Origin of the sequence: uncultured Chloroflexus sp. (genome assembly GCF_938091255.1) — a bacterium.
Classification (GTDB): domain Bacteria; phylum Chloroflexota; class Chloroflexia; order Chloroflexales; family Chloroflexaceae; genus Chloroflexus.
This window is the reverse complement of sequence record NZ_CALLJH010000017.1, coordinates 1-17,706: the sequence shown is the minus strand read 5'-3', so window position 1 is coordinate 17,706 and position 17,706 is coordinate 1. Positions and strand designations below refer to the sequence as shown.

The following is a 17,706-nucleotide window of genomic DNA, read 5'->3' as shown; positions in this document are numbered from 1 at the left end:
GAGGAGCCAACCAACCGGGCGGCTCCTACCCATCACTCGTTGCATACCCGCCCCACCCAATCACCCCATTGGGCGCATAGCTTAACAAGGCGTGCAACGCCGGATCGGTGAGGTTGATTAAGGTGGGGGCAGTGCTGCACAGCATCGGCAATCCCAATGCCTTCAGCCATTCGTCGTCATCGAAAGCGGCGGGCGGGCGCGGGCCGGTGCGGTCGGTGATCACCGCGAGATCGCAGCGATCGAAGGGCAACCCTTCGCGCAACAGGCTATCAGTGGCAAACCCAATCACCAACGCTGCGCAAGTAGAATCGGCCAGCGCTGCGAGAACTGCAGCGCGATCAGCTTGGTCGATTGCACGGGCTTGGTAACGGGCGGCTTGCTCGGCGACGGCATAGCTGCGGTAGCATTCGCCGGTGACAGCGATAATCGGGATGCGTCCCAGTTGCGACCACGGCGGTTGCAGGTCGGGTGCGGCCCGCAGATCGGCCACCGTCACTGTCCAGCTCCGTTCGCCATACCCCAGCAGCAAGCGCCCGCCGGGCAATACCGTGGCCGGAAGATCGTGCCGGCGAGCATTGGCGATCAGTTGTAGCGCGGCGACCGGTAATGCCTGCGCTTGGCGGCGGTCGTGCAACGCCAGCAGCGGCTCGTCGGGATCCCACGTCTCGTCGCCGGTGATTTCGGCGTTCATGCCATCGATCACGTACTGGCATAATTCGGCGCCGAACTCCGGTTCGTTGGTGGTGAAGAAGGCGCTTAGCAGCACATCGTCTGATCGTGGTTGCGCGCTGACGTGCAGATGGGCAATGACCAGCCCGATCGCCAGCGCACCGCCTTTGATAGCGCTGCGGAGCCGTTCACTGTGGTCGGCGCTAGCAACGGCCCGCAAGACCACGCCGGGTTGCGGGCGGTAGATGTTGGGGCCGTGTAGTGCGGCGAGTTGTACGATGGTGATTGGTTGCTGCATACGGGTGTGTATTCCGCCAAAGTGCTACGCCGCCGAGCGATGGCAGGTTGCAATGCGGTTATGTTTGATCAACTATCCAATCCCTTTGCGCATCAGCGTTTTATCACTGTGCGCCTTTGCCCCCTTCACGCCTTATGATACCACTGTTGCACGAACCCTATTTGCCGCGCATTCGCCACGCCCTGCTCGCCGCCACGCCCGCCGGCGCGCGCATCGCGCTTGATGTTGGCTGTGGCGACGGCGCCAAAACTCAGTGGCTGCGTGAGCAATGTGCCGCTGATGCACTGCTGATTGGTATCGACCGCGATGTAACTGCGTTGCGGTCAGCATCGGCCTTGGCTGCCATTGCCGGCGCTGCCGAGGCGTTGCCGTTGCGCGATGGCTGCGTCGATCTAATCTGGTGTGTGGCTGCGCTGCAACTCTTTGCCGATCGGCAACAAGCCTTGCGCGAGTTGTGGCGGGTATTGCGGCCCGGCGGGATGCTGCTGATCGCGACGGCGGGCGAGTATTGGGTGCGCATGCGCTGCCATCCGCCAGCGTTACTGGCCGCCCTGCCGTCGGTGTTGCCGCTCGCTCCCGCTGATGGCTTGGCCGATACGTGGACGCTCTTGCTGGCTGGCGCAGGTTTTGCCACGCCGCAAGTGCAGGCCTATCTGCTCGACGGCGCTGAACCGGCGCAGGCGGCGTTGATTGATAGCGCCGATTTAGCAACGTATGCCGGTCTGCCATTAACAGCCAGCTCTATCACCGAACCCGACCCTCGCCTAGTGTTGTTTGTGGTCAGCGGGCGAAAGTGAGATGGCTCGGCACGCCGCTGCTACCTGATTTCATACAACCCGCGCAAGACCTCGGCCACGCTCCACGCTTGGGCGAAGCAGCCGCGCGGCTGGTGGGGCGGGTCGCCGTCGAAGATTTCGCTAATGGTGCCGATGCAGCCATCACTGAGGTGATCGAGCAGCGGCGTGAGCAGCCGTCGGGTGGTGGCTCGATTACCGGTGAGCCGATAGACGGCGCTAGCATACGGGCCGAGCAGCCATGCCCAGACCGTGCCTTGATGGTAGGCAGCGTCGCGCTGCAAGAGTGGTCCAGTGTAGCGAGGTGCGTAATCGGGATGGGCCGGATCGAGGCTACGCAGACCAACGCTGGTCAACAGGGCTTGGGTGCAAGCGCGGACAACTGCCTGTTGGCGGCCACGGTCGAGCGGGCTGTGCGGCAGACTGGCGGCAATGATCTGGTTGGGTCGGAGCGTCGCATCGAACCCGTTAGGAGTGTCGATCACGTCGTACAAGTATTGGCCGTTCGTATACCAAAATCGGTTGAAACCGGCGCGCGCCGCCGCTGCCATCGCCTGATACCGCTCGGACGGGCGGCATAGCCGTTGGGCAAAGCCGGCCATACTCTGCAAAGCGTTATACCAGAGTGCGTTGATCTCAACTGGTTTGCCAGAACGCGGCGTGACCACCCATCCCTGCACGCGCACGTCCATCCACGTCAATTGGGTGGTCGGTGTACCGGCCCGCAACAAGCCATCGCCACGATCCAACCCGATCCCATCACGCGTGCCGCGCACGTGCCAGTCGATGATCTCTTCAAGGGTCGGAAACAGTTCGGCGAGCAGACCATCGTCGGCAAAAGCGGCATGATGGGCACGCACCGCTTCGAACAGCCAGAGGGTTGCATCCGCAGTGTTGTATTCGGGCGCTGCGCCTTCATCGGGGAAGCGATTGGGCAGCATACCGCGATCAACAAACCGGACGAAGGTGCGCAAGACATCCGCCGCAACCTCTGGCCGGCGAGTGGGAATGGTCAAGCCGGGCAAGCTGATCATCGTGTCACGGCCCCAGTCGGTAAACCACGGGTAACCAGCAATGATGGTGCGTCCGCGCATCCCGCCGGGCACTGGCCGCTCGACGATGAACTGATCGGCAGCCAGTGCGAGCTGGCGAACGAATGGGTCATCCGTCCAGTCAATTCGCTCTAACAACGCGGCTTCATAATCGGCGCGCAGCTTCCACGCCGCCTCGCTGTCGAGGGTAGCTGAAGGTTCGGTGGTGGCGACGACCAACAGCGACTCTCCCGGCGCGAGAGTGGTGGTCAGCCGGCCAACCCGGCGCAGGTTGTCGATCGCTGCTTGGCCACGTTCAGCTTCGATGGCTAGATAAAGATCGGTGAGCCAGCCGCCGAGCGGGGTGAAGGTTCCTCGATCGCTGAGCAAGCGCAGATGGCGACCGCCGGCCAGCGGCCATATCCGCAACCCGTTGGCGATTGGCTCGGCTTGCAAGGGAATGTCGCCTACTTGCGCCACTGCGTGATGGTCACGCGCCGTTGCCAAGGTGTCGAGCCGGAGGGAGAGCGGGGCTGAGGCGCGTAAGACAGTGTAGCGAATGTAGGTGGTGTTGGCGCCGGGTGCCATCCAGATCCGCTGTTCGAGCAGCGCATCGGCCAGCGCATACTCCCACACTGGCGTGGTTCCTTCCAGCCGCCAACGCTCGAGCCATAGGCAAGCGCGGGCGGACTGGCCGGTGCGCCGGTGGGTGGTGAGATCGAAGGTCTGGCCGAGATAGCTCACATACGCATCGAGCGAGGCTAACGTTAGCACCCGGCCAAGCGGCGGTTCGAGCGCAGCAATCAGCAAACCGTGATAACTGCGTGTAAGCGTTCCAGCGATAGTTCCAGCGGCATAGCCGCCAATCCCGTTCGTCACTAGCCATTCGCGCTGAGCGGCAAAGGCTGGTTCGGCACCCAAAGCGCGTCCGAAGCTAAACACAATGGCAGCTCCTTCCTGAGACGGTTCCATGACCATGGTACACTACTTGAAGGGTGGTGATTAGGGATATGGCCCCCTCCTAGCCTCTCCCCGCTAGGGGGAGGAGTCGGATCCCTCCTCCGCAGGGGGAGGGCCGGGGGGTGAGGGTACTAGCGACTGGGGAATGAGGAGCACATGGATACGGAGGGTGTTACACACCGATGAACATAAACATAGCTGTTCTTGCCGACATTCATGCGAATTTAGCTGCTTTTCGTGCAGTCATTGCCGATATTGAGCAGTGGCAGCCTGATACGGTCATCATCGCTGGTGACATCATCAATCGTGGCCCGCAACCACGCCCCTGCCTTGAGCTAGCCTTGCAGATGCAGCGGGAACGAGGCTGGCATGTGTTGCGCGGCAATCATGAGGGCTATATCCTCAGTTATGACCACGATCTGAGCATAGGCCATCCGCCGCAGGGCGGTAAGCGCGCATTACAGGGGCCGATTATCTGGACACATCAGGAAGTGGTTGATCTGTTGCCGCAGGTCAAGACGCTCCCCACGAGTTTGGCGTTAGAAACACCGGGTGGTACGGTAATGGTCTATCACGGTTCGATCCATCACGATCGTGATGGCCTCTTACCCTCGCACTCTCAGCTCGAATTGCAGACCAAGATCGATCCGCATGCTGCGGTGTTTTGCACAGCTCATACCCATATGCCTTTCACCCGGTGGGTTGAGCAGACGCTGGTGGTGAATGTAGGGTCGGTTGGGTTGCCCTTTGATGGCGACTGGCGGGCCGCTTACGCTCGTCTGACCCTCGACCAGCACGGTTGGCAGGCGCAGATTGTGCGGGTGACGTATGATCGCACTGCTACGCTGCACGCTGCGCGCGCGGTGATGCTTCCCGCTTGTGGGCCGATTGCCCAGATTATGGTGCGCGAGCTGGAAATGGCGCGCTCGTTTCTGTTCGATTTTGTGCCGGTGTATTACGATCCGGTGATCGCCGGCAAGATGAGCGTAGACGAGGCTGTCCACCGGTTTTTGGTTGACCTTGACCGGATGCCAGCTACGTCTCCTGCACTCGTAACGGCGCCGTCGCTTCTAATGCCTTAACCAGATTGCACAACATTTCGTTGAACGGCGTTGGCACGCCGAGCCGGCGTCCTTCGCGCACAATCGCGCCGTTGATGGTGTCAATTTCGGTGGGTGCGCCGCGCAAGATGTCTTGCAACATTGACGATCGGTTCGTAGCAGTCGCTTGGGCCACAGCCAGCGTTTCGGCAACGGGATCGGCTAAAGCCAGTGTAATGCCGGCGGCGCGGGCTACTGCCACCGCTTCCTCTACGGCTTGCCGGACAAGAGCGGATGCTGCTGGCACGCTTGCCAAGGCACCGTTGGGAACGCGCAGGATCGCGGTAAGCGCGTTGATGCCGACGTTCACAATCAATTTCCCCCACACTAAGCTGTCCAGATTGGTTGCAACCCCAGCCGGCAAACCGGCGGTGCGAAACGTATTGGCGAGTGCGTAGGCGATACTGAGCGACGGTACCGCGCCAAAGGTGGTTGGCCCGCGACCGGCGAGGCGAACCCGTCCGGGGCCAAGCAGGGTTGCGCCGAGCGTGGTGACTGCTTGCCCGACGCGCAATGGGCCTAGCCGCCTGCTCAACACTTCGGCGTTCCCTAGCCCATTTTGCAAGGTGTACGCTACCCCGCCGGATTTCAAGAGCTGCGCGGCTGTCTCAGCGGCCCAAGCGGTCTGAGCGGACTTGACGGTAACAAGCGCGACATCAAACGGCTCAATACTCGCCGGGTCAGTCGTCGCTGGGATCGAACGGGTGGTTTCGCCGCCATCGTAGGCGCAGCGCAACCCGGATGCGTTGATCGCGCCAATGTGTTCAGCCCACGAATCTACGAGCATGATCGAAATGACAGGCGCGAGGTGGAATCCAATCACACTACCGAGCGCACCGGCGCCAATGATTGCAATCTTCATGGTGGACGACCTCTGTTATACTACTGTCACGACCATGGTAGCACAGCAGATGAGAAGGTGCGCTATGAAGCAGAGCTGGAGATGGCTCATCGCGAGTCTGGTCCTGTGGCTGGTTGGTTGTGGGGGAGTGGCAGCGCCGCCGACACCGACGCCGACACCCGATCCGCGCGCGTTGGCATCGGCCATCGGTCAAGCAACCCAAAATAGCCAGAGCGTCCATTTTCGGATTACCCTGATCGGTAAGCCGGTGGCGCTCGATGCGGGCGGGGTGACGACGCTGAATAGCATTGAAGGCGATTTGCGTCGCCCTGATGCTGTGCTCTCGGTTCTCAACATCACACTAGGCAATGCGATTGGCGAGATCCGGACGGTTTCGCTGGCTGGCAAGCAGTATACGACTAATCCGATTACGCGCCAGTGGATGTGTCTGCAACCCGGCTCGACGTTCGATCCGGCGGTCTTATTTGCCCCCGATATTGGGATCGAAGCGTTGCTGGCCAACCAATTTGCCGATGTGACGCTGGTGGGGATTGAAGACCTGAACGGTCGTCCGCATTACCACCTGCGTGGTACGCTGCCGGCTGAACAGTTGCGCGCGATTAGCCTTAATCTGCTGGGAGCGGGGCCGGTCACCGCCGATCTGTGGGCCGATCAAGCGACCATGCGCGCTAGCCGAGTAGTGTTGGTCGATACCGCAACCGATGCCGCCAATCCGAGCACGTGGACACTTGAGTTTAGCGAGTACGACAAGACGGTTGATGTCCGCGAACCGGTGCAATGCCCATGACGAATCCTGCGTTGACTAAAGCCGAAGTGCGCGCGTTCGACCCTCGGATTACACTAGGATTGGTCTGCTTGGCCATCTTTATCGGCGCGGTTGACTTGACTGTCATTAGCGCGGTGTTGCCGAAGGTCATGATCGACCTGCGCCTGTCGCTCGATACCGAGCTTAACCGGGCGTCGTGGGCAGTGAGCGGCTATTTGTTGGCCTATACGGTGAGCATCACCTTTATGGGCCGCTTGTCGGATCTGCTTGGGCGGCGCATGGTCTATCTTGTTTGCTTGATCGTCTTTTTGATCGGGTCGGCGTGGGTGGCAGCCGCGCCCAATCTGACGATGCTCATCATTGGCCGGGTGGTGCAGGCGCTAGGTGCGGGGGCGATGGTGCCGGTTTCGATGGCACTGGTCGGCGATCTCTTTCCGCCCGGTCAGCGGGCGGCGGCGCTGGGGCTTATCGGCGCGGTTGACACTGCTGGCTGGATGGTTGGCCATCTCTACGGCGGCGTGCTGATGAGGATTTTTGACGATTGGCGGCTGCTCTTCTGGCTGAATCTGCCGATCGGGCTGGTGGCGTTGGGATTGACATGGTATGCACTGCGCCAGATTCCCACCCCGCCGCGAGCCGGTTATTTCGATTGGCTGGGCACGATGTTGTTGAGTGGCAGCCTTGTGGCGTTGAATGTCGGCTTGGCGGCCGGCAGTGAATTGGGTGCAACCGATTTCTACGGTGAACGGCTGGGGCCACCGCCTTACGCCGGGCTGCTGGTACTTGTGGCGCTGGTTTTGCTGGCTCTCTTCGTTTGGGCCGAGCGGCGCAGCCCTGATCCGCTGATCGGGCTGGAACTCTTTACCCGGCGCGATACGGCGATGGCCTGTGTGATCAATGTCATGGTCGGCTTTGGGCTAGCGATCGCGATCACGAATGTGCCGCTCTACATCAACACCTATTTGCTGCTCTACCACCCAACCGATAGCGATATTCTGCGGATTGCGGCATGGGATGCCGGCTGGATGCTTTCAGCCCTGACGTTGACCATGGCAGCGGCAGCATTGCCGGGTGGTTTGTTGACCGGACGCTACGGTGGGCAGTTGCCGGCGTTGCTCGGTTTGGGCCTTGCCTTGGTTGGCTCTACGCTGATGGCGTTTTGGGGGCCTGAAGCGACCTATCTGCGTATGGGTCTTGAGCTGGCATTGACTGGGATTGGCCTTGGCTTGGTAATCGCGCCGGTGGCCGATACGGTCGTAGCGGCAGCTGGTGAAGACCGGCGCGGCGCAGCGTCGGCGCTTGTGATCGCGTTGCGGTTGGTAGGGATGACGGTCGGTGTTGCGATTTTGACCCTCTGGGGTGTGCATCGTCAAGATGAGTTGCGCCGTGCTGGCGCCGATAACCCGCTGGCGATGACCGACCCGGCCCGCTTTCTGATGGAAATCGCTGCACAGGTGATCGGTGAGACGTTTTTGTTTGGCGTGGCGGCATATGTGGTCGGGCTGCTGGCGGCATGGTTTATGCGCCAAGCATCTGCCGATGCGGTTAGTAAGCAGTAACCCTTCTCGTTATGGAGTGTGTCAGTTTTCCTGCCGCATTTCATGATAGGCCCTCTGGGTACGTGATGTAGACCGCGGTGCTTCACGCTACCCGATCATTACCGGGTAGGAGTTGGGAAGCCGGGTTGGAGAGGTAAACTATCACATTGCCGTGTCACGCATTGCGCAAGAACTTGATTAACAAGAGCAGAACGGACACCCTCAATGCATGACGAAGAGATTCAGCGCCTTATTACGCAGCGGTTGCCGGCTGAAGTGCGGGCTGGCCCGGCTGAGATTCGCCGGTACAGTGACGAATTGATCATTATTTTGCCCATCGCTCGCCCGCTCGAAGAGATCCCACTCTTGCGAGAGCAGACCCGGCGCGACCGGATGCGGATTGCACGCGAGATCGAACGTCACAGCGGGGTGCCGGTGGCGTGGGGTATGCGCGCCGCCGACCACGAGGTACTCTTTACCACTCGCACGGTGCCGGTGATGACCCGGTTGGGCCGCGCTGAACGCGAATTACTCGATCTGTTGGTGGCGGTTGGCATTGCCGATACCCGCAGCAGCGCATTGGCCTATATTGCCCGCGCCTTTGCCTACGAACACCGCGAATGGCTGGCCGAAGCCCGCCTCGCCGTTGGCGAAATGGCTCGCGTGCGCGCCCGGCTCCAACTCACGCCTCGCCCCGGCCCGCCCCCCGTGCCGCCAGTGGCTGAAGGTGATTGATGCAAAACGAAGCTGCCGCCAGTCATCTACAACGATGGCTGGCTGGGCGGCTGGTACGGTTGATCCTTCCGCTAAAGCTATTCTGTGTCTGTTCGTGACTATTGACAACCCGCTTGACAAAATCCCTATCATGCTGCTAACCTTAAGGACGTCGGGGCGTGGCTCAGCCTGGTAGAGCACCGCGTTTGGGACGCGGGGGTCGTGGGTTCAAATCCCTCCGCCCCGACCACATTCGCCACGTGGCAACGACCGCCGGCCCTTCACCGGCGGTCTTCATGTGTGGAGCAGCTATGGCGACGGTTCTGATCGTCGAAGATGAAACGACACTGGCCGAGACTCTGCGGTATAACCTTGAACGCGAAGGTTATTCGGTAATTGTCGCGGCAGATGGGGTGCATGGTCTCGACCGCGCCCGCCGCGATCAGCCCGATTTAATTGTGCTGGATATTATGTTGCCCCGGCTCGATGGCTTCTCAGTCTGCCGCATCCTCCGCCAAGAGAGCGATGTGCCGATTATGATGCTCACCGCCCGCCAAGACGAGGTCGACCGGATTGCCGGCCTCGAACTCGGCGCCGATGATTACATCAGCAAGCCGTTCAGCCTCGGTGAGTTTCTGGCGCGCGTGCGCGCTATTTTGCGCCGCAGCGAACGCCAGCCCCACTCGATTGTTCGTGAGGTGCTAGAGGCCGGTGTGATCCGGGTTGATACTAGCAGCCGGCGGGCATGGCGCGATGGCCAAGAGCTTAACTTGCCCCAAAAAGAGTTCGATCTGCTTACGTGTTTGATGCGTAATCGCGGCATTGCCCTGACCCGTGATCTGTTACTCGAACGAGTCTGGGGGCAAGATTTTATCGGCGACAGCCGCACCGTCGATGTCCATATTCGCTGGCTGCGCGAAAAGATCGAACCCGATCCCGGCAAGCCGACCTATATTCAGACCGTGCGCGGCGTTGGCTACCGGTTTGAGCCGCCCGCCGAGCAGGTGTGACCGGGGTTGCGCAGCTCGATGGAATGTGGCGGTGAAGCTGCCGCATGCGCGTATCGTTCAGAGGGCGGGCACCATGGCAATCGCAGCAATCTCGCCGGGATTACTGCGCGAACTCTGCCCCTCACGATGACATCCATGAGTGTGACCAGACCGGCTTTCCAAACTCGGCAGCGTACAGCTAACATCACAGAATCTGCATGACCCTGCTTGAATTGACGCTAACGGTGGCTACGGTAGTGCTGGCGGTGAGCTTGATCCTCAGCGTCCGCCGTTGGCGTCGGTTCGAGCGTAAGCTGGCCACAAGCGCCGCTACGTCGTCTCTTGCCTCGCCTGAGCCGCAACAGGATTACCTGATGATTTCGTCTGACCCTGCGCCGGAAACGCAGACTGATCCCGTTCCCGCACTACTCGTTCCCCACCACCAGCCCCTATTCCTTGCGCTGGCCCGAGCTGTTGATGCCGGCGTGATTGTGGTTGATGCCGAGCGCCAGATCGTATTTCACAATGAAGCGGCGATCCATCTGCTAGCTGGGCAAGGGAGCGCAACCGACAGCGGCTTAATTACGCTCTTGCGCGATCACCAAGCCGATCGGTTGGCGCGCGATGTGATCGCCGATGGTGAACGGCGGGAATTGACGATTCGCCCGCTGGCGACCGGTCGCACCTTGCATTTGCATTACGAGCCGCTGATCGTCCAAACTGGCCCGCCGGAAGGGGCGTTAATCGTTATTCGCGACCTGACCCAGATTAGCATGCTCGAACGGGCGCGGCGCGATTTGGTGGCGAACGTCTCGCACGAGTTGCGCACCCCGCTTGCTTCGCTCAAGTTGCTGGTGGAGACATTGCAATCGGCGCCGCCGCCCGATATTGCCGGAAGGATGTTGGGGCAGATGGCGCAAGAGATCGATGCGGTGACGCAATTGGTTGATGAATTGCACGAACTCTCGCGGCTTGAGTCGGGACGGGTGTCGCTCAAGTTAGCGCCGCTAGCGGTTGGGCCGGTGATCGAGCGAGCTGTGGAACGCATCCGGCCACAGGCCGATCGGAAACAGCAGACCATTTGCATCGAGTCGGCGCATGATTTGCCACCAGCGCTGATGGATAGCGACCGGATTGGGCAGGTGTTGCTCAATTTGCTGCACAATGCAGTGAAGTTCACCCCCGAAGGCGGCACAATCTCGGTTACGGCCAAGGTGTTGTATATCGCGGTTGACGATCCGCCTTCGCGCGAGGATCGTCCGCCGCATCCCGCCGGCACGTGGGTGCTGATTAGCGTCAGCGATACCGGCATTGGCATTCCAAGCCGCGAGTTGCGCCGGATTTTTGAGCGTTTCTACAAAGTCGACCGGGCGCGCACCCGTCACGCTGGTGGCACCGGCTTGGGCTTGGCGATCGCCAAGCATCTGATCGAAGGGCACGGTGGCCGGATCTGGGCCAGCAGCCAAGAAGGGCACGGATCGACCTTCTGGTTTACGCTGCCGGCGGCGTGACGGTCACGCACTGCGGACAAAGAACCATACCGTCAACCCGATACTAATGACCACCACGGCTATGCGCACCCGGCGGGCATCGATCCGGCGGGCAATCGCCGCGCCGCCATAGCCGCCGGCGATCGCGCCAATCGTCATGATCAGGGCCGGCAGCCACGCGATCAAGCCGGTTGTAACAAAGGTCGCTACGGCAATCCCGTTGACCAGCGCCGCCTGCAACGTTTTGAGTGCATTCATGCGGTGAATGTTATCGTAACCAAGCAGAGCTAGCGCAGCTAGCGTGAGAATGCCCAATCCGGCACCAAAAAAGCCACCGTAAATGGCAATGGCAAGGTAGATAACGACAACCAGCCAGCGCTGGCCGTTGCCTTTGCCGACCGTCCGTTGCGCAAGGCGGGTAATCTGCGGGCTAAAGGTGAAGACCAGCGTGGCGAAGAGTAGCAGATATGGGATCAGCGCGGTAAAGCGCCGCTCATCGGTGTAGAGCAACAAGATTGCGCCGAGCAACCCGCCGAGCAGACTTAAGCCGCTAAAGAGCCAAATATCGCGTTGTTGGCCGCGCAGTTCACGCCGGTATGCGCCGATGCTGGCCAGCGTGCCCGGCCACAGCGCCAGCGCGTTGGTGGCATTAGCCACAATTGGCGGCACGCCGGCCACCAAAAGCGCGGGGAACGAGAAAAAACTGCCGCCGCCGGCAATCGCGTTCAGTGCGCCGGCCAGCAGTGCGGCGGTGAAGATAAGGAGCAGGTCGAAGAATTCCATTTGCACTAACCCTTTTAATTCATCAGATCATCAGATGTTTTTGTAGACAAAAAATCATGCGTCACTGGTGTGGTGACTTAGCGTTGCTTCGTGACGAGCTAGAATCTGGCGGGTCACGGCGACCGCCGCTGCGGCATCACCTGCTGCAATCGCCGCGACCAGATCGACGTGGGAGCGGTCATCAGCGGCTGGCGCGGCGGCGTCCCACAACACGCCGAGCGCGTCGTGGAGCGTGACGGCAAACATCCGGTACAGATCGCTGAGCATCGGGTTGTGGGTCGCGCGGGCAATTGCGCAGTGCAACTCGATGTCGGCAGCAAGCGCAGTGGCGGTATCGCCATTAGTCAGCGCCGCCGAGCGCGCCGCCAACCAGCGCTGGATTTCGGCCAGATCATCGTCGTTGCGCCGTTCGGCGGCCAATGCCACGACTTCCAGCTCTAATGCTCGTCGCACCTCATGCACCTCTTGCACTTTTGCCTGCCGCAGCCGCGCAGCCAACGGTTCGGCGATGGCCGTGGCGCGCACGTAGGTGCCATCGCCTTGGCGCACTTCGAGCAAGCCTTCGTGGGCTAGCGCCCGAATCGCCTCGCGCACCGTGGAGCGCCCGACGCCGAGCTGCGCCATGAGTTGGGGTTCGGGTGGCAACCGACTGCCGACCGGGTATGCTTGTGTCTTGAGTTGCTGTCGCAGGTAGTCAATGACCTGTTCAACTAACCGTTGCCGAGAAAGGGACATAAGCACCTCTGCGAAAAAATCATATCATCTGATGTGTTAGTTTACGCTCCTCGGTAGGTGTTTGTCAACTAGCATAACTTGCTCATCAGATGCATTGCGGCTACAATACAAAGCATAGCGCAACGCTGCGGCTAACCGTCCGCTGTGGAGCAAGCCTCATGTCCGAATTACGGCAGAATATTGCCACCCGCGAATGGGTGATCATTGCCAGTGAACGTGCGCGCCGTCCTAATGCCTTTACCGAAACCCGCCAGCAGCCGCTCACTGCCGAACGTCCGCCCCATGATCCGCACTGCCCCTTCTGCGTTGGTAATGAAGAACTCGATCTTGAAGTTGAGCGTTATCCGGCGACAGGCTCGTGGCAGTTGCGGATTGTGCGCAACAAGTATCCGGCCCTGCATGATCACGGGCCGGTGGTGCGCCATTTTGACGGAGTGCGGCGCACGATCAGCGGTTATGGCTATCACGAAGTGCTGGTCGAGCACCCGAATCACAACACGACGCTCGGACTCATGACCCATGATGAGGTACGGTCTGTGCTGGCCGTCTATCTGAGCCGTGGGCGAGCGATGAGCACTGATCCGCGGATTGAGCAGATTGTCATTTTTAAGAATCACGGCGAACGGGCCGGTGCCTCGTTGCAACATCCGCACAGCCAGATAATGGCTGTGCCGGTAGTACCCAGCGACATTCGCCACCGGATCGAAGAGGCGCGCCGGTTTTTTGATGATACTGGCCAGTGTGTGTTTTGCACGATGCTGGCCGATGAAGTGGCCCGCAATGAGCGGATAGTCTATGCGAATGATGAGTTTGTCGCGTTTGTGCTCTACGCTGCTTCTTCGCCGTTTCACCTCTGGATTTTGCCGCGCAAGCATCGGGCGAGTTTTTTCCATCTTGACGAATCTGAACTTGGTGGCTTAGCCGACGTGGTGCGCGAGGTCTTTCACCGGCTCTACTACCGGCTCAACGACCCCGATTTTAATCTGGTGCTCCGCTCGACGCCAGCCAAAGAGCCAGAAAACGGCTATTTTCATTGGTATCTGGCTGTCGTGCCGCGCCTGTCGTACATGGCCGGGTTTGAGATGGGCAGCGGCATTTTTATTAATCCCAGCATTCCCGAAGCGTGCGCGGCGTTTTTACGTGAATGAGGCAGATACGCTGGCAATTTGTGTGATTTCTAGTACATATTTGCAATTCGATAGCTTGCCTATTATTGCTGCAACAATAATTCAAAGATCGGTTATACTAACGTTTAACTACTTGGAGACAAGAGGTTCAGGCTAAGGTGCCAGTTGTTGCCCATGCCAAAGGAGTTCTGCTGCTATGACCGGCGCATTCCCACTTAGCGACGAAACAATCAAAGCCCTTGCGCCGTGTGATTTGCCGTTCTTGCGCCACGATCCCTTCGTGCGCAGCGTGAGCAGCATCAGCATCACCGCCTTGCCGGAAAACGTGCAGCCGGTGGTGCGGCGTCTGTATGATACGTTGCTCGCTATTTTTAGCCGATTTGACCAGATGCGTCGGGTTAAGCTCGACGAATTGCGCCAGTTTTTGCACGAGACGGGATGGCACGATTTGATGCATGAACTGCGTGGTATTTCGCTCAGCCGGCACGATCCGGTGTTAGGGCAGGTGATCCACGATATTCGCGGCGGGTCGTTGCAAGCATTGGCGCTGCAATTGCAACTGATCGAATTCGAGCAGGCGCAGCCTGTTGATGTTGAACGAATCTATCTGCTGGTGCGCGATCACCTCAAGATTATGCGCAACTGCGTGCCCGATCTCGATCCGGTGCGCACGGCGCGCGATATTGAATTGCGCACTCATGGCGTTGATCTGTTGCTAGAAAAGTGGCAGCAAGCCGATTATCGCTTGCCCGACGGCACGGCCCAGATTGTGGTGGATGCGCGCTACAACGGTGTCGTCGCTGACCGCTGCGTCGAGTTCTCGGCCCTCGATCGGGTGATCTACAACCTGATCAATAACGCAACTCGCCACAGCGCCGATCACCGGGTGATGGTCGGCATTTACCCCCTTTTCGATTGCTCGTCGCCAAGTTTGCGCTTTGTCGTAGCAAACCGGATCGATCCGCTGCAACGCAGCGCGCTCGATCAGCGCTTTGGCCAGCAGTGGAGCAATCTGTTCCGCGGCGGCTTTACGTTCAGCAGCGATGGTAGCAAGGGGCACGGCTTTGGTTTGGCGATTTGCGCCGAGCTAGTGGCGAATGCGTATGGTCTGCCCAATGGGCTCGCGGCAATTGCCGGCAGCTATGTTGGTGCGATTCCTCATGGCGATCTGTTTGTGGCTTGGTTCCACTGGCCGATCGCAGCGCCCTAAGCGCATCCGTGTCAATGGTTGAGCCTAGACAATGGCGTCTAGGCTCGTTGGGTTTGTTCCCCCCTCCCGTTTACCGGATCGGTTTTCTGGAAATGCACGATACGGCCGACTGCAACCCGCTGGCCGACGGCTTACGCGGCTCGCGACTAGTGCAGGCGCTGTGGGCCGTGATGCTGTTCAGTGGCTTAACGCCGGCCACGTGGAACGGGCAGGAGATTGCCGATCATCACATCTTGCCGCGCCTGCTCAACCTCTGGCAGCGTGAACCGGCACTCCGCCACGGCGCCATCGATTGGTGTGCCTTCAGCAGTGTACCCAGTGACATCGTAGCGATTCGCCGCATGCTCGGTAAGCGTAGTCTTGTCGGGGTGGTCAATCTTGGCGCATTACTTAGCTGCCTTGTCATCGCACAACAACTCGGCGCTGAACTGCTTGGTCTATTCCCGCTCAGTCGTGAGCGCCGCGGCGTGAGTGAGGAATTACGGTTGGCAGCATTTGGGGTTTGTTACTTCGAGGAAAAAACCGCGTCACGAGGTAGAGGCGTAGCCCTGCTACGCCTCCGCGACGGCTTACGGCTTGACCCGCGGCCCCATCTGCAATTCGCATAAGAACGGCGGTTGGTTATCGCCGCTATGGTAGGGGTAGAGCTGATCGCTAACCCGCAATAGAATCCGCAAGCCGTCAATTAACACCTGAATGTAGGCCATGCCGGGCCGCGGGCAACCGAGCGAACCATCAGACCACGTCACTGCCTCGACCGAAGCTACCTCAATCGCAGCGACATCAATCCCCAACCGCTGGGCCAAATCTTGCTTCGCCGCATCGATTTGGCGTTGGACAAAGCTATCAAACGGCGGCGTCAGCGGCTGAGCATTCGGTGCGGGAGCCGGCGGAATCGACATAGGGGTCTCCTTGATCGGTAAAACTGTTGGCACCAGCGTTGCCGCCGGCGCAGCAGTGGGCAGCAGAGCAGCCGGTGTCTCGGTAGGGGCGGGAGCCGGCGATTCGGTTGGACTATCAGGCAACCGCGTCGCCGTTGGTTCAACGTTCGCCGGCGGAGCAGCATCGCGCGTGGCTGCTGGCGGCTGAGTGGGAACAGGCTGATCAGGCGTGGCGGTAGGTTGGGCCGGCGCTGACGTGGTAGCGGCACTACAGGCGGTAAGCGATAGCGAAGCGATGATTATGATCAAGAGTAACGTGCGCATAGGCAATCCCTTGCAATCAGAAAACTGCTCTGATGAGATGACGCGAAAAGGAGGCAGAGAGTTCCCAGCGGCAGCAACAACCTAAGCAAATGAAACCACTTTAATGATCACTGATGCGCTTAAGCTACATTCCATTGAGCTGGGCAGGGTAAGATCACCGTCGCCAATTGATAACGTCTCATCTTATCAAATTATCATTGTAGTGATTTGCTTTCAGGTGAGGCCTAAAATCGATATATTGAAATGCTATCTCAATGAAAATTTTGCAAAAAATGTTACCGTTTTCAAACCTTTCGTAGTGTATACTCCCTACTACCGGCACTCAGATAATCCACCGAAAGGAGGCACGACCTTCATCACCCACCGCTCTGGCGAGCGGCACAGAGAGCGCTTACGTTTTGGCATTCGCGTGTTTGTAGCTTGCGGAGTTTGTGCAATGACCGTTCCATCCCACCACGACCTGATTACCGGACTTCAACAACGCGACCCGCAGATCGTGAGCTGGATCTATGAAACTTACGGGCCCCGCGTCTATCACTACCTGTGCCGCCGCTTGGGTGATGCCGAATTGACCCGTGACGCCCACAGCGAGGTCTTTATCCGCCTGCTCGAACGGGCCACCCACTATGAAGACCGCGGTCTCCCCCTCACCGCGTGGCTGTTTCATCTTGCCCGTGATCAGGCCGCGAATATCCGCCGCCGGGCCGGACGTTTCGTACCGCTTGAAGCGGGCAACACCGAGCACGACGGCGACCCCGAAACTCTCCTCGCCCCACAGTGGGACTGGGAGCACCTTCAGTACGTGCTGGCTGCCCTGCCCGACCACTACCGGCGCGTGCTCTGGCTCCGCTTCGGCTATGACCTGTCCCTCGAAGAAACGGCCCGCCAACTCGGTTGCACTGTCTCCGCCGCCAAAGCCCTCCAGCACCGAGCAATGATCCTTGCCCGCAAACTGGTGCGCGAGCAGCCAGAGCTGATCCCCAACCCGCGCCGGACGTATCAGCCACCGATGGCGTAGTAATGAGGGAGGGGGAACAGGGAGATAGGGGGCTGGGGGAAGGCGGGCAGGCACGCTGCGCTCGCACCACGAACTCTTTACGCGGAGAGAGGCAGCGGTGATGCGCCCTACCCCACCCCAAACATTTTGCAAAAACTGTTACCGTTTTGCCCTGTGTACTGGCGTATACTACGGAGTACCGGCGATTAACGCACTGCGTTATCAAAACAGGAGGCACGTATCCGCGTAACCCACCCCGATGGGTACATGTTGGCATTCACGTGTTTGTAGCTTGCGGAGTTTGTGCAGTGATCGTTCCATCCCACCACGACCTGATTACCGGACTTCAACAACGCGACCCGCAGATCGTGAGCTGGATCTATGAAACTTACGGGCCCCGCGTCTATCACTACCTGTGCCGCCGCTTGGGTGATGCCG

General features: G+C 59.7%; 17 protein-coding genes and 1 tRNA gene. 12 read left to right on the top strand and 6 right to left on the bottom strand.

The window, feature by feature from the left end:
- Positions 1-25 precede the first annotated feature (25 nt).
- Positions 26-967 carry a DUF4938 domain-containing protein gene (locus Q1A00_RS07090; protein ID WP_298405065.1) on the bottom strand — a complete coding sequence of 314 codons (942 nt, stop codon included), beginning with the start codon at positions 965-967 and terminating at the stop codon, positions 26-28.
- Between the two features lie 146 nt (positions 968-1,113).
- Here Q1A00_RS07090 and Q1A00_RS07085 point away from each other — a divergent pair, with 146 nt between their 5' ends.
- Positions 1,114-1,764, top strand: a complete 651-nt coding sequence (locus Q1A00_RS07085; RefSeq protein WP_299755922.1) for a class I SAM-dependent methyltransferase — start codon at positions 1,114-1,116, stop codon at positions 1,762-1,764.
- A gap of 20 nt (positions 1,765-1,784) precedes the next feature.
- On the opposite strand, the gene Q1A00_RS07080 is transcribed toward Q1A00_RS07085, so the two are convergent.
- The gene (locus Q1A00_RS07080) at positions 1,785-3,734 is read right to left on the bottom strand and encodes an amylo-alpha-1,6-glucosidase (RefSeq protein ID WP_298405062.1); all 1,950 of its coding nucleotides are present in this window, start codon (positions 3,732-3,734) and stop codon (positions 1,785-1,787) included.
- A 200-nt stretch (positions 3,735-3,934) separates the two neighbouring features.
- Here Q1A00_RS07080 and Q1A00_RS07075 point away from each other — a divergent pair, with 200 nt between their 5' ends.
- Positions 3,935-4,834: a metallophosphoesterase family protein gene (locus tag Q1A00_RS07075; RefSeq protein ID WP_298405060.1), complete on the top strand. Its 900-nt coding sequence runs from the start codon at positions 3,935-3,937 to the stop codon at positions 4,832-4,834.
- Here Q1A00_RS07075 and Q1A00_RS07070 read toward each other — a convergent pair.
- Positions 4,788-5,714: a 2-dehydropantoate 2-reductase gene (locus tag Q1A00_RS07070; protein ID WP_298405057.1), complete on the bottom strand. Its 927-nt coding sequence runs from the start codon at positions 5,712-5,714 to the stop codon at positions 4,788-4,790. The genes Q1A00_RS07075 and Q1A00_RS07070 overlap by 47 nt on opposite strands.
- Positions 5,715-5,778: 64 nt before the next feature.
- Between Q1A00_RS07070 and Q1A00_RS07065 the strand changes: the two genes are divergently transcribed.
- The 6 genes from Q1A00_RS07065 to Q1A00_RS07040 all read left to right on the top strand — a co-directional run bounded on the left by Q1A00_RS07065 (position 5,779) and on the right by Q1A00_RS07040 (position 11,232).
- Positions 5,779-6,501: an LppX_LprAFG lipoprotein gene (locus tag Q1A00_RS07065; protein ID WP_298405055.1), complete on the top strand. Its 723-nt coding sequence runs from the start codon at positions 5,779-5,781 to the stop codon at positions 6,499-6,501.
- On the top strand, positions 6,498-8,039 hold the full coding sequence (locus Q1A00_RS07060; RefSeq protein ID WP_298405052.1) for an MFS transporter: 1,542 nt from the start codon (positions 6,498-6,500) through the stop codon (positions 8,037-8,039). Before Q1A00_RS07065 ends, Q1A00_RS07060 begins: the two co-directional genes overlap by 4 nt.
- A 204-nt stretch (positions 8,040-8,243) precedes the next feature.
- Positions 8,244-8,753, top strand: a complete 510-nt coding sequence (locus Q1A00_RS07055; RefSeq protein WP_298405049.1) for a hypothetical protein — start codon at positions 8,244-8,246, stop codon at positions 8,751-8,753.
- Between the two features lie 152 nt (positions 8,754-8,905).
- Positions 8,906-8,982, top strand: a tRNA-Pro gene (locus Q1A00_RS07050).
- 61 nt (positions 8,983-9,043) lie between these two features.
- A complete protein-coding gene (locus tag Q1A00_RS07045) occupies positions 9,044-9,742 on the top strand; it encodes a response regulator transcription factor (RefSeq protein WP_298405046.1) in 699 nt (232 codons plus the stop codon).
- A 197-nt stretch (positions 9,743-9,939) separates the two neighbouring features.
- A complete protein-coding gene (locus Q1A00_RS07040) occupies positions 9,940-11,232 on the top strand; it encodes an ATP-binding protein (protein ID WP_298405043.1) in 1,293 nt (430 codons plus the stop codon).
- Between the two features lie 3 nt (positions 11,233-11,235).
- Here Q1A00_RS07040 and Q1A00_RS07035 read toward each other — a convergent pair whose 3' ends face one another.
- Together Q1A00_RS07035 and Q1A00_RS07030 are read right to left on the bottom strand one after the other, a co-directional pair.
- Complete coding sequence (locus Q1A00_RS07035) at positions 11,236-11,994, bottom strand: sulfite exporter TauE/SafE family protein (RefSeq protein WP_298405041.1); 759 nt, start codon at positions 11,992-11,994, stop codon at positions 11,236-11,238.
- Positions 11,995-12,048: 54 nt separating this feature from the next.
- On the bottom strand, positions 12,049-12,729 hold the full coding sequence (locus Q1A00_RS07030; protein ID WP_298405038.1) for a GntR family transcriptional regulator: 681 nt from the start codon (positions 12,727-12,729) through the stop codon (positions 12,049-12,051).
- Between the two features lie 158 nt (positions 12,730-12,887).
- Between Q1A00_RS07030 and galT the strand changes: the two genes are divergently transcribed.
- The 3 genes from galT to Q1A00_RS07015 all read left to right on the top strand — a co-directional run bounded on the left by galT (position 12,888) and on the right by Q1A00_RS07015 (position 15,674).
- Positions 12,888-13,877 (top strand): galactose-1-phosphate uridylyltransferase, encoded by a 990-nt coding sequence (gene galT / locus Q1A00_RS07025; protein ID WP_298405034.1) that lies wholly within the window; start codon positions 12,888-12,890, stop codon positions 13,875-13,877.
- 175 nt (positions 13,878-14,052) lie between these two features.
- Entirely contained in the window at positions 14,053-15,066 is a 1,014-nt protein-coding gene (locus tag Q1A00_RS07020) for an ATP-binding protein (RefSeq protein ID WP_299755914.1), read from the top strand.
- 92 nt (positions 15,067-15,158) lie between these two features.
- The gene (locus Q1A00_RS07015) at positions 15,159-15,674 is read left to right on the top strand and encodes a hypothetical protein (protein ID WP_298405027.1); all 516 of its coding nucleotides are present in this window, start codon (positions 15,159-15,161) and stop codon (positions 15,672-15,674) included.
- Here Q1A00_RS07015 and Q1A00_RS07010 read toward each other — a convergent pair.
- Complete coding sequence (locus Q1A00_RS07010) at positions 15,636-16,271, bottom strand: hypothetical protein (RefSeq protein ID WP_299755911.1); 636 nt, start codon at positions 16,269-16,271, stop codon at positions 15,636-15,638. The genes Q1A00_RS07015 and Q1A00_RS07010 overlap by 39 nt on opposite strands.
- A gap of 436 nt (positions 16,272-16,707) precedes the next feature.
- Between Q1A00_RS07010 and Q1A00_RS07005 the strand changes: the two genes are divergently transcribed.
- Positions 16,708-17,289, top strand: a complete 582-nt coding sequence (locus Q1A00_RS07005; protein WP_299755908.1) for a sigma-70 family RNA polymerase sigma factor — start codon at positions 16,708-16,710, stop codon at positions 17,287-17,289.
- Positions 17,290-17,706 lie beyond the last annotated feature (417 nt).

Coding starts and splice junctions, on each gene's coding strand:
- Q1A00_RS07090 (WP_298405065.1), bottom strand. CDS start 967: ATGCAGCAACCAATCACCATCGTACAACTCGCCGCACTACACGGCCCC.
- Q1A00_RS07075 (WP_298405060.1), top strand. CDS start 3,935: ATGAACATAAACATAGCTGTTCTTGCCGACATTCATGCGAATTTAGCT.
- Q1A00_RS07070 (WP_298405057.1), bottom strand. CDS start 5,714: ATGAAGATTGCAATCATTGGCGCCGGTGCGCTCGGTAGTGTGATTGGA.
- Q1A00_RS07065 (WP_298405055.1), top strand. CDS start 5,779: ATGAAGCAGAGCTGGAGATGGCTCATCGCGAGTCTGGTCCTGTGGCTG.
- Q1A00_RS07060 (WP_298405052.1), top strand. CDS start 6,498: ATGACGAATCCTGCGTTGACTAAAGCCGAAGTGCGCGCGTTCGACCCT.
- Q1A00_RS07055 (WP_298405049.1), top strand. CDS start 8,244: ATGCATGACGAAGAGATTCAGCGCCTTATTACGCAGCGGTTGCCGGCT.
- Q1A00_RS07045 (WP_298405046.1), top strand. CDS start 9,044: ATGGCGACGGTTCTGATCGTCGAAGATGAAACGACACTGGCCGAGACT.
- Q1A00_RS07040 (WP_298405043.1), top strand. CDS start 9,940: ATGACCCTGCTTGAATTGACGCTAACGGTGGCTACGGTAGTGCTGGCG.
- Q1A00_RS07035 (WP_298405041.1), bottom strand. CDS start 11,994: ATGGAATTCTTCGACCTGCTCCTTATCTTCACCGCCGCACTGCTGGCC.
- Q1A00_RS07030 (WP_298405038.1), bottom strand. CDS start 12,729: ATGTCCCTTTCTCGGCAACGGTTAGTTGAACAGGTCATTGACTACCTG.
- galT (WP_298405034.1), top strand. CDS start 12,888: ATGTCCGAATTACGGCAGAATATTGCCACCCGCGAATGGGTGATCATT.
- Q1A00_RS07020 (WP_299755914.1), top strand. CDS start 14,053: ATGACCGGCGCATTCCCACTTAGCGACGAAACAATCAAAGCCCTTGCG.
- Q1A00_RS07015 (WP_298405027.1), top strand. CDS start 15,159: ATGCACGATACGGCCGACTGCAACCCGCTGGCCGACGGCTTACGCGGC.
- Q1A00_RS07010 (WP_299755911.1), bottom strand. CDS start 16,271: ATGCGCACGTTACTCTTGATCATAATCATCGCTTCGCTATCGCTTACC.
- Q1A00_RS07005 (WP_299755908.1), top strand. CDS start 16,708: ATGACCGTTCCATCCCACCACGACCTGATTACCGGACTTCAACAACGC.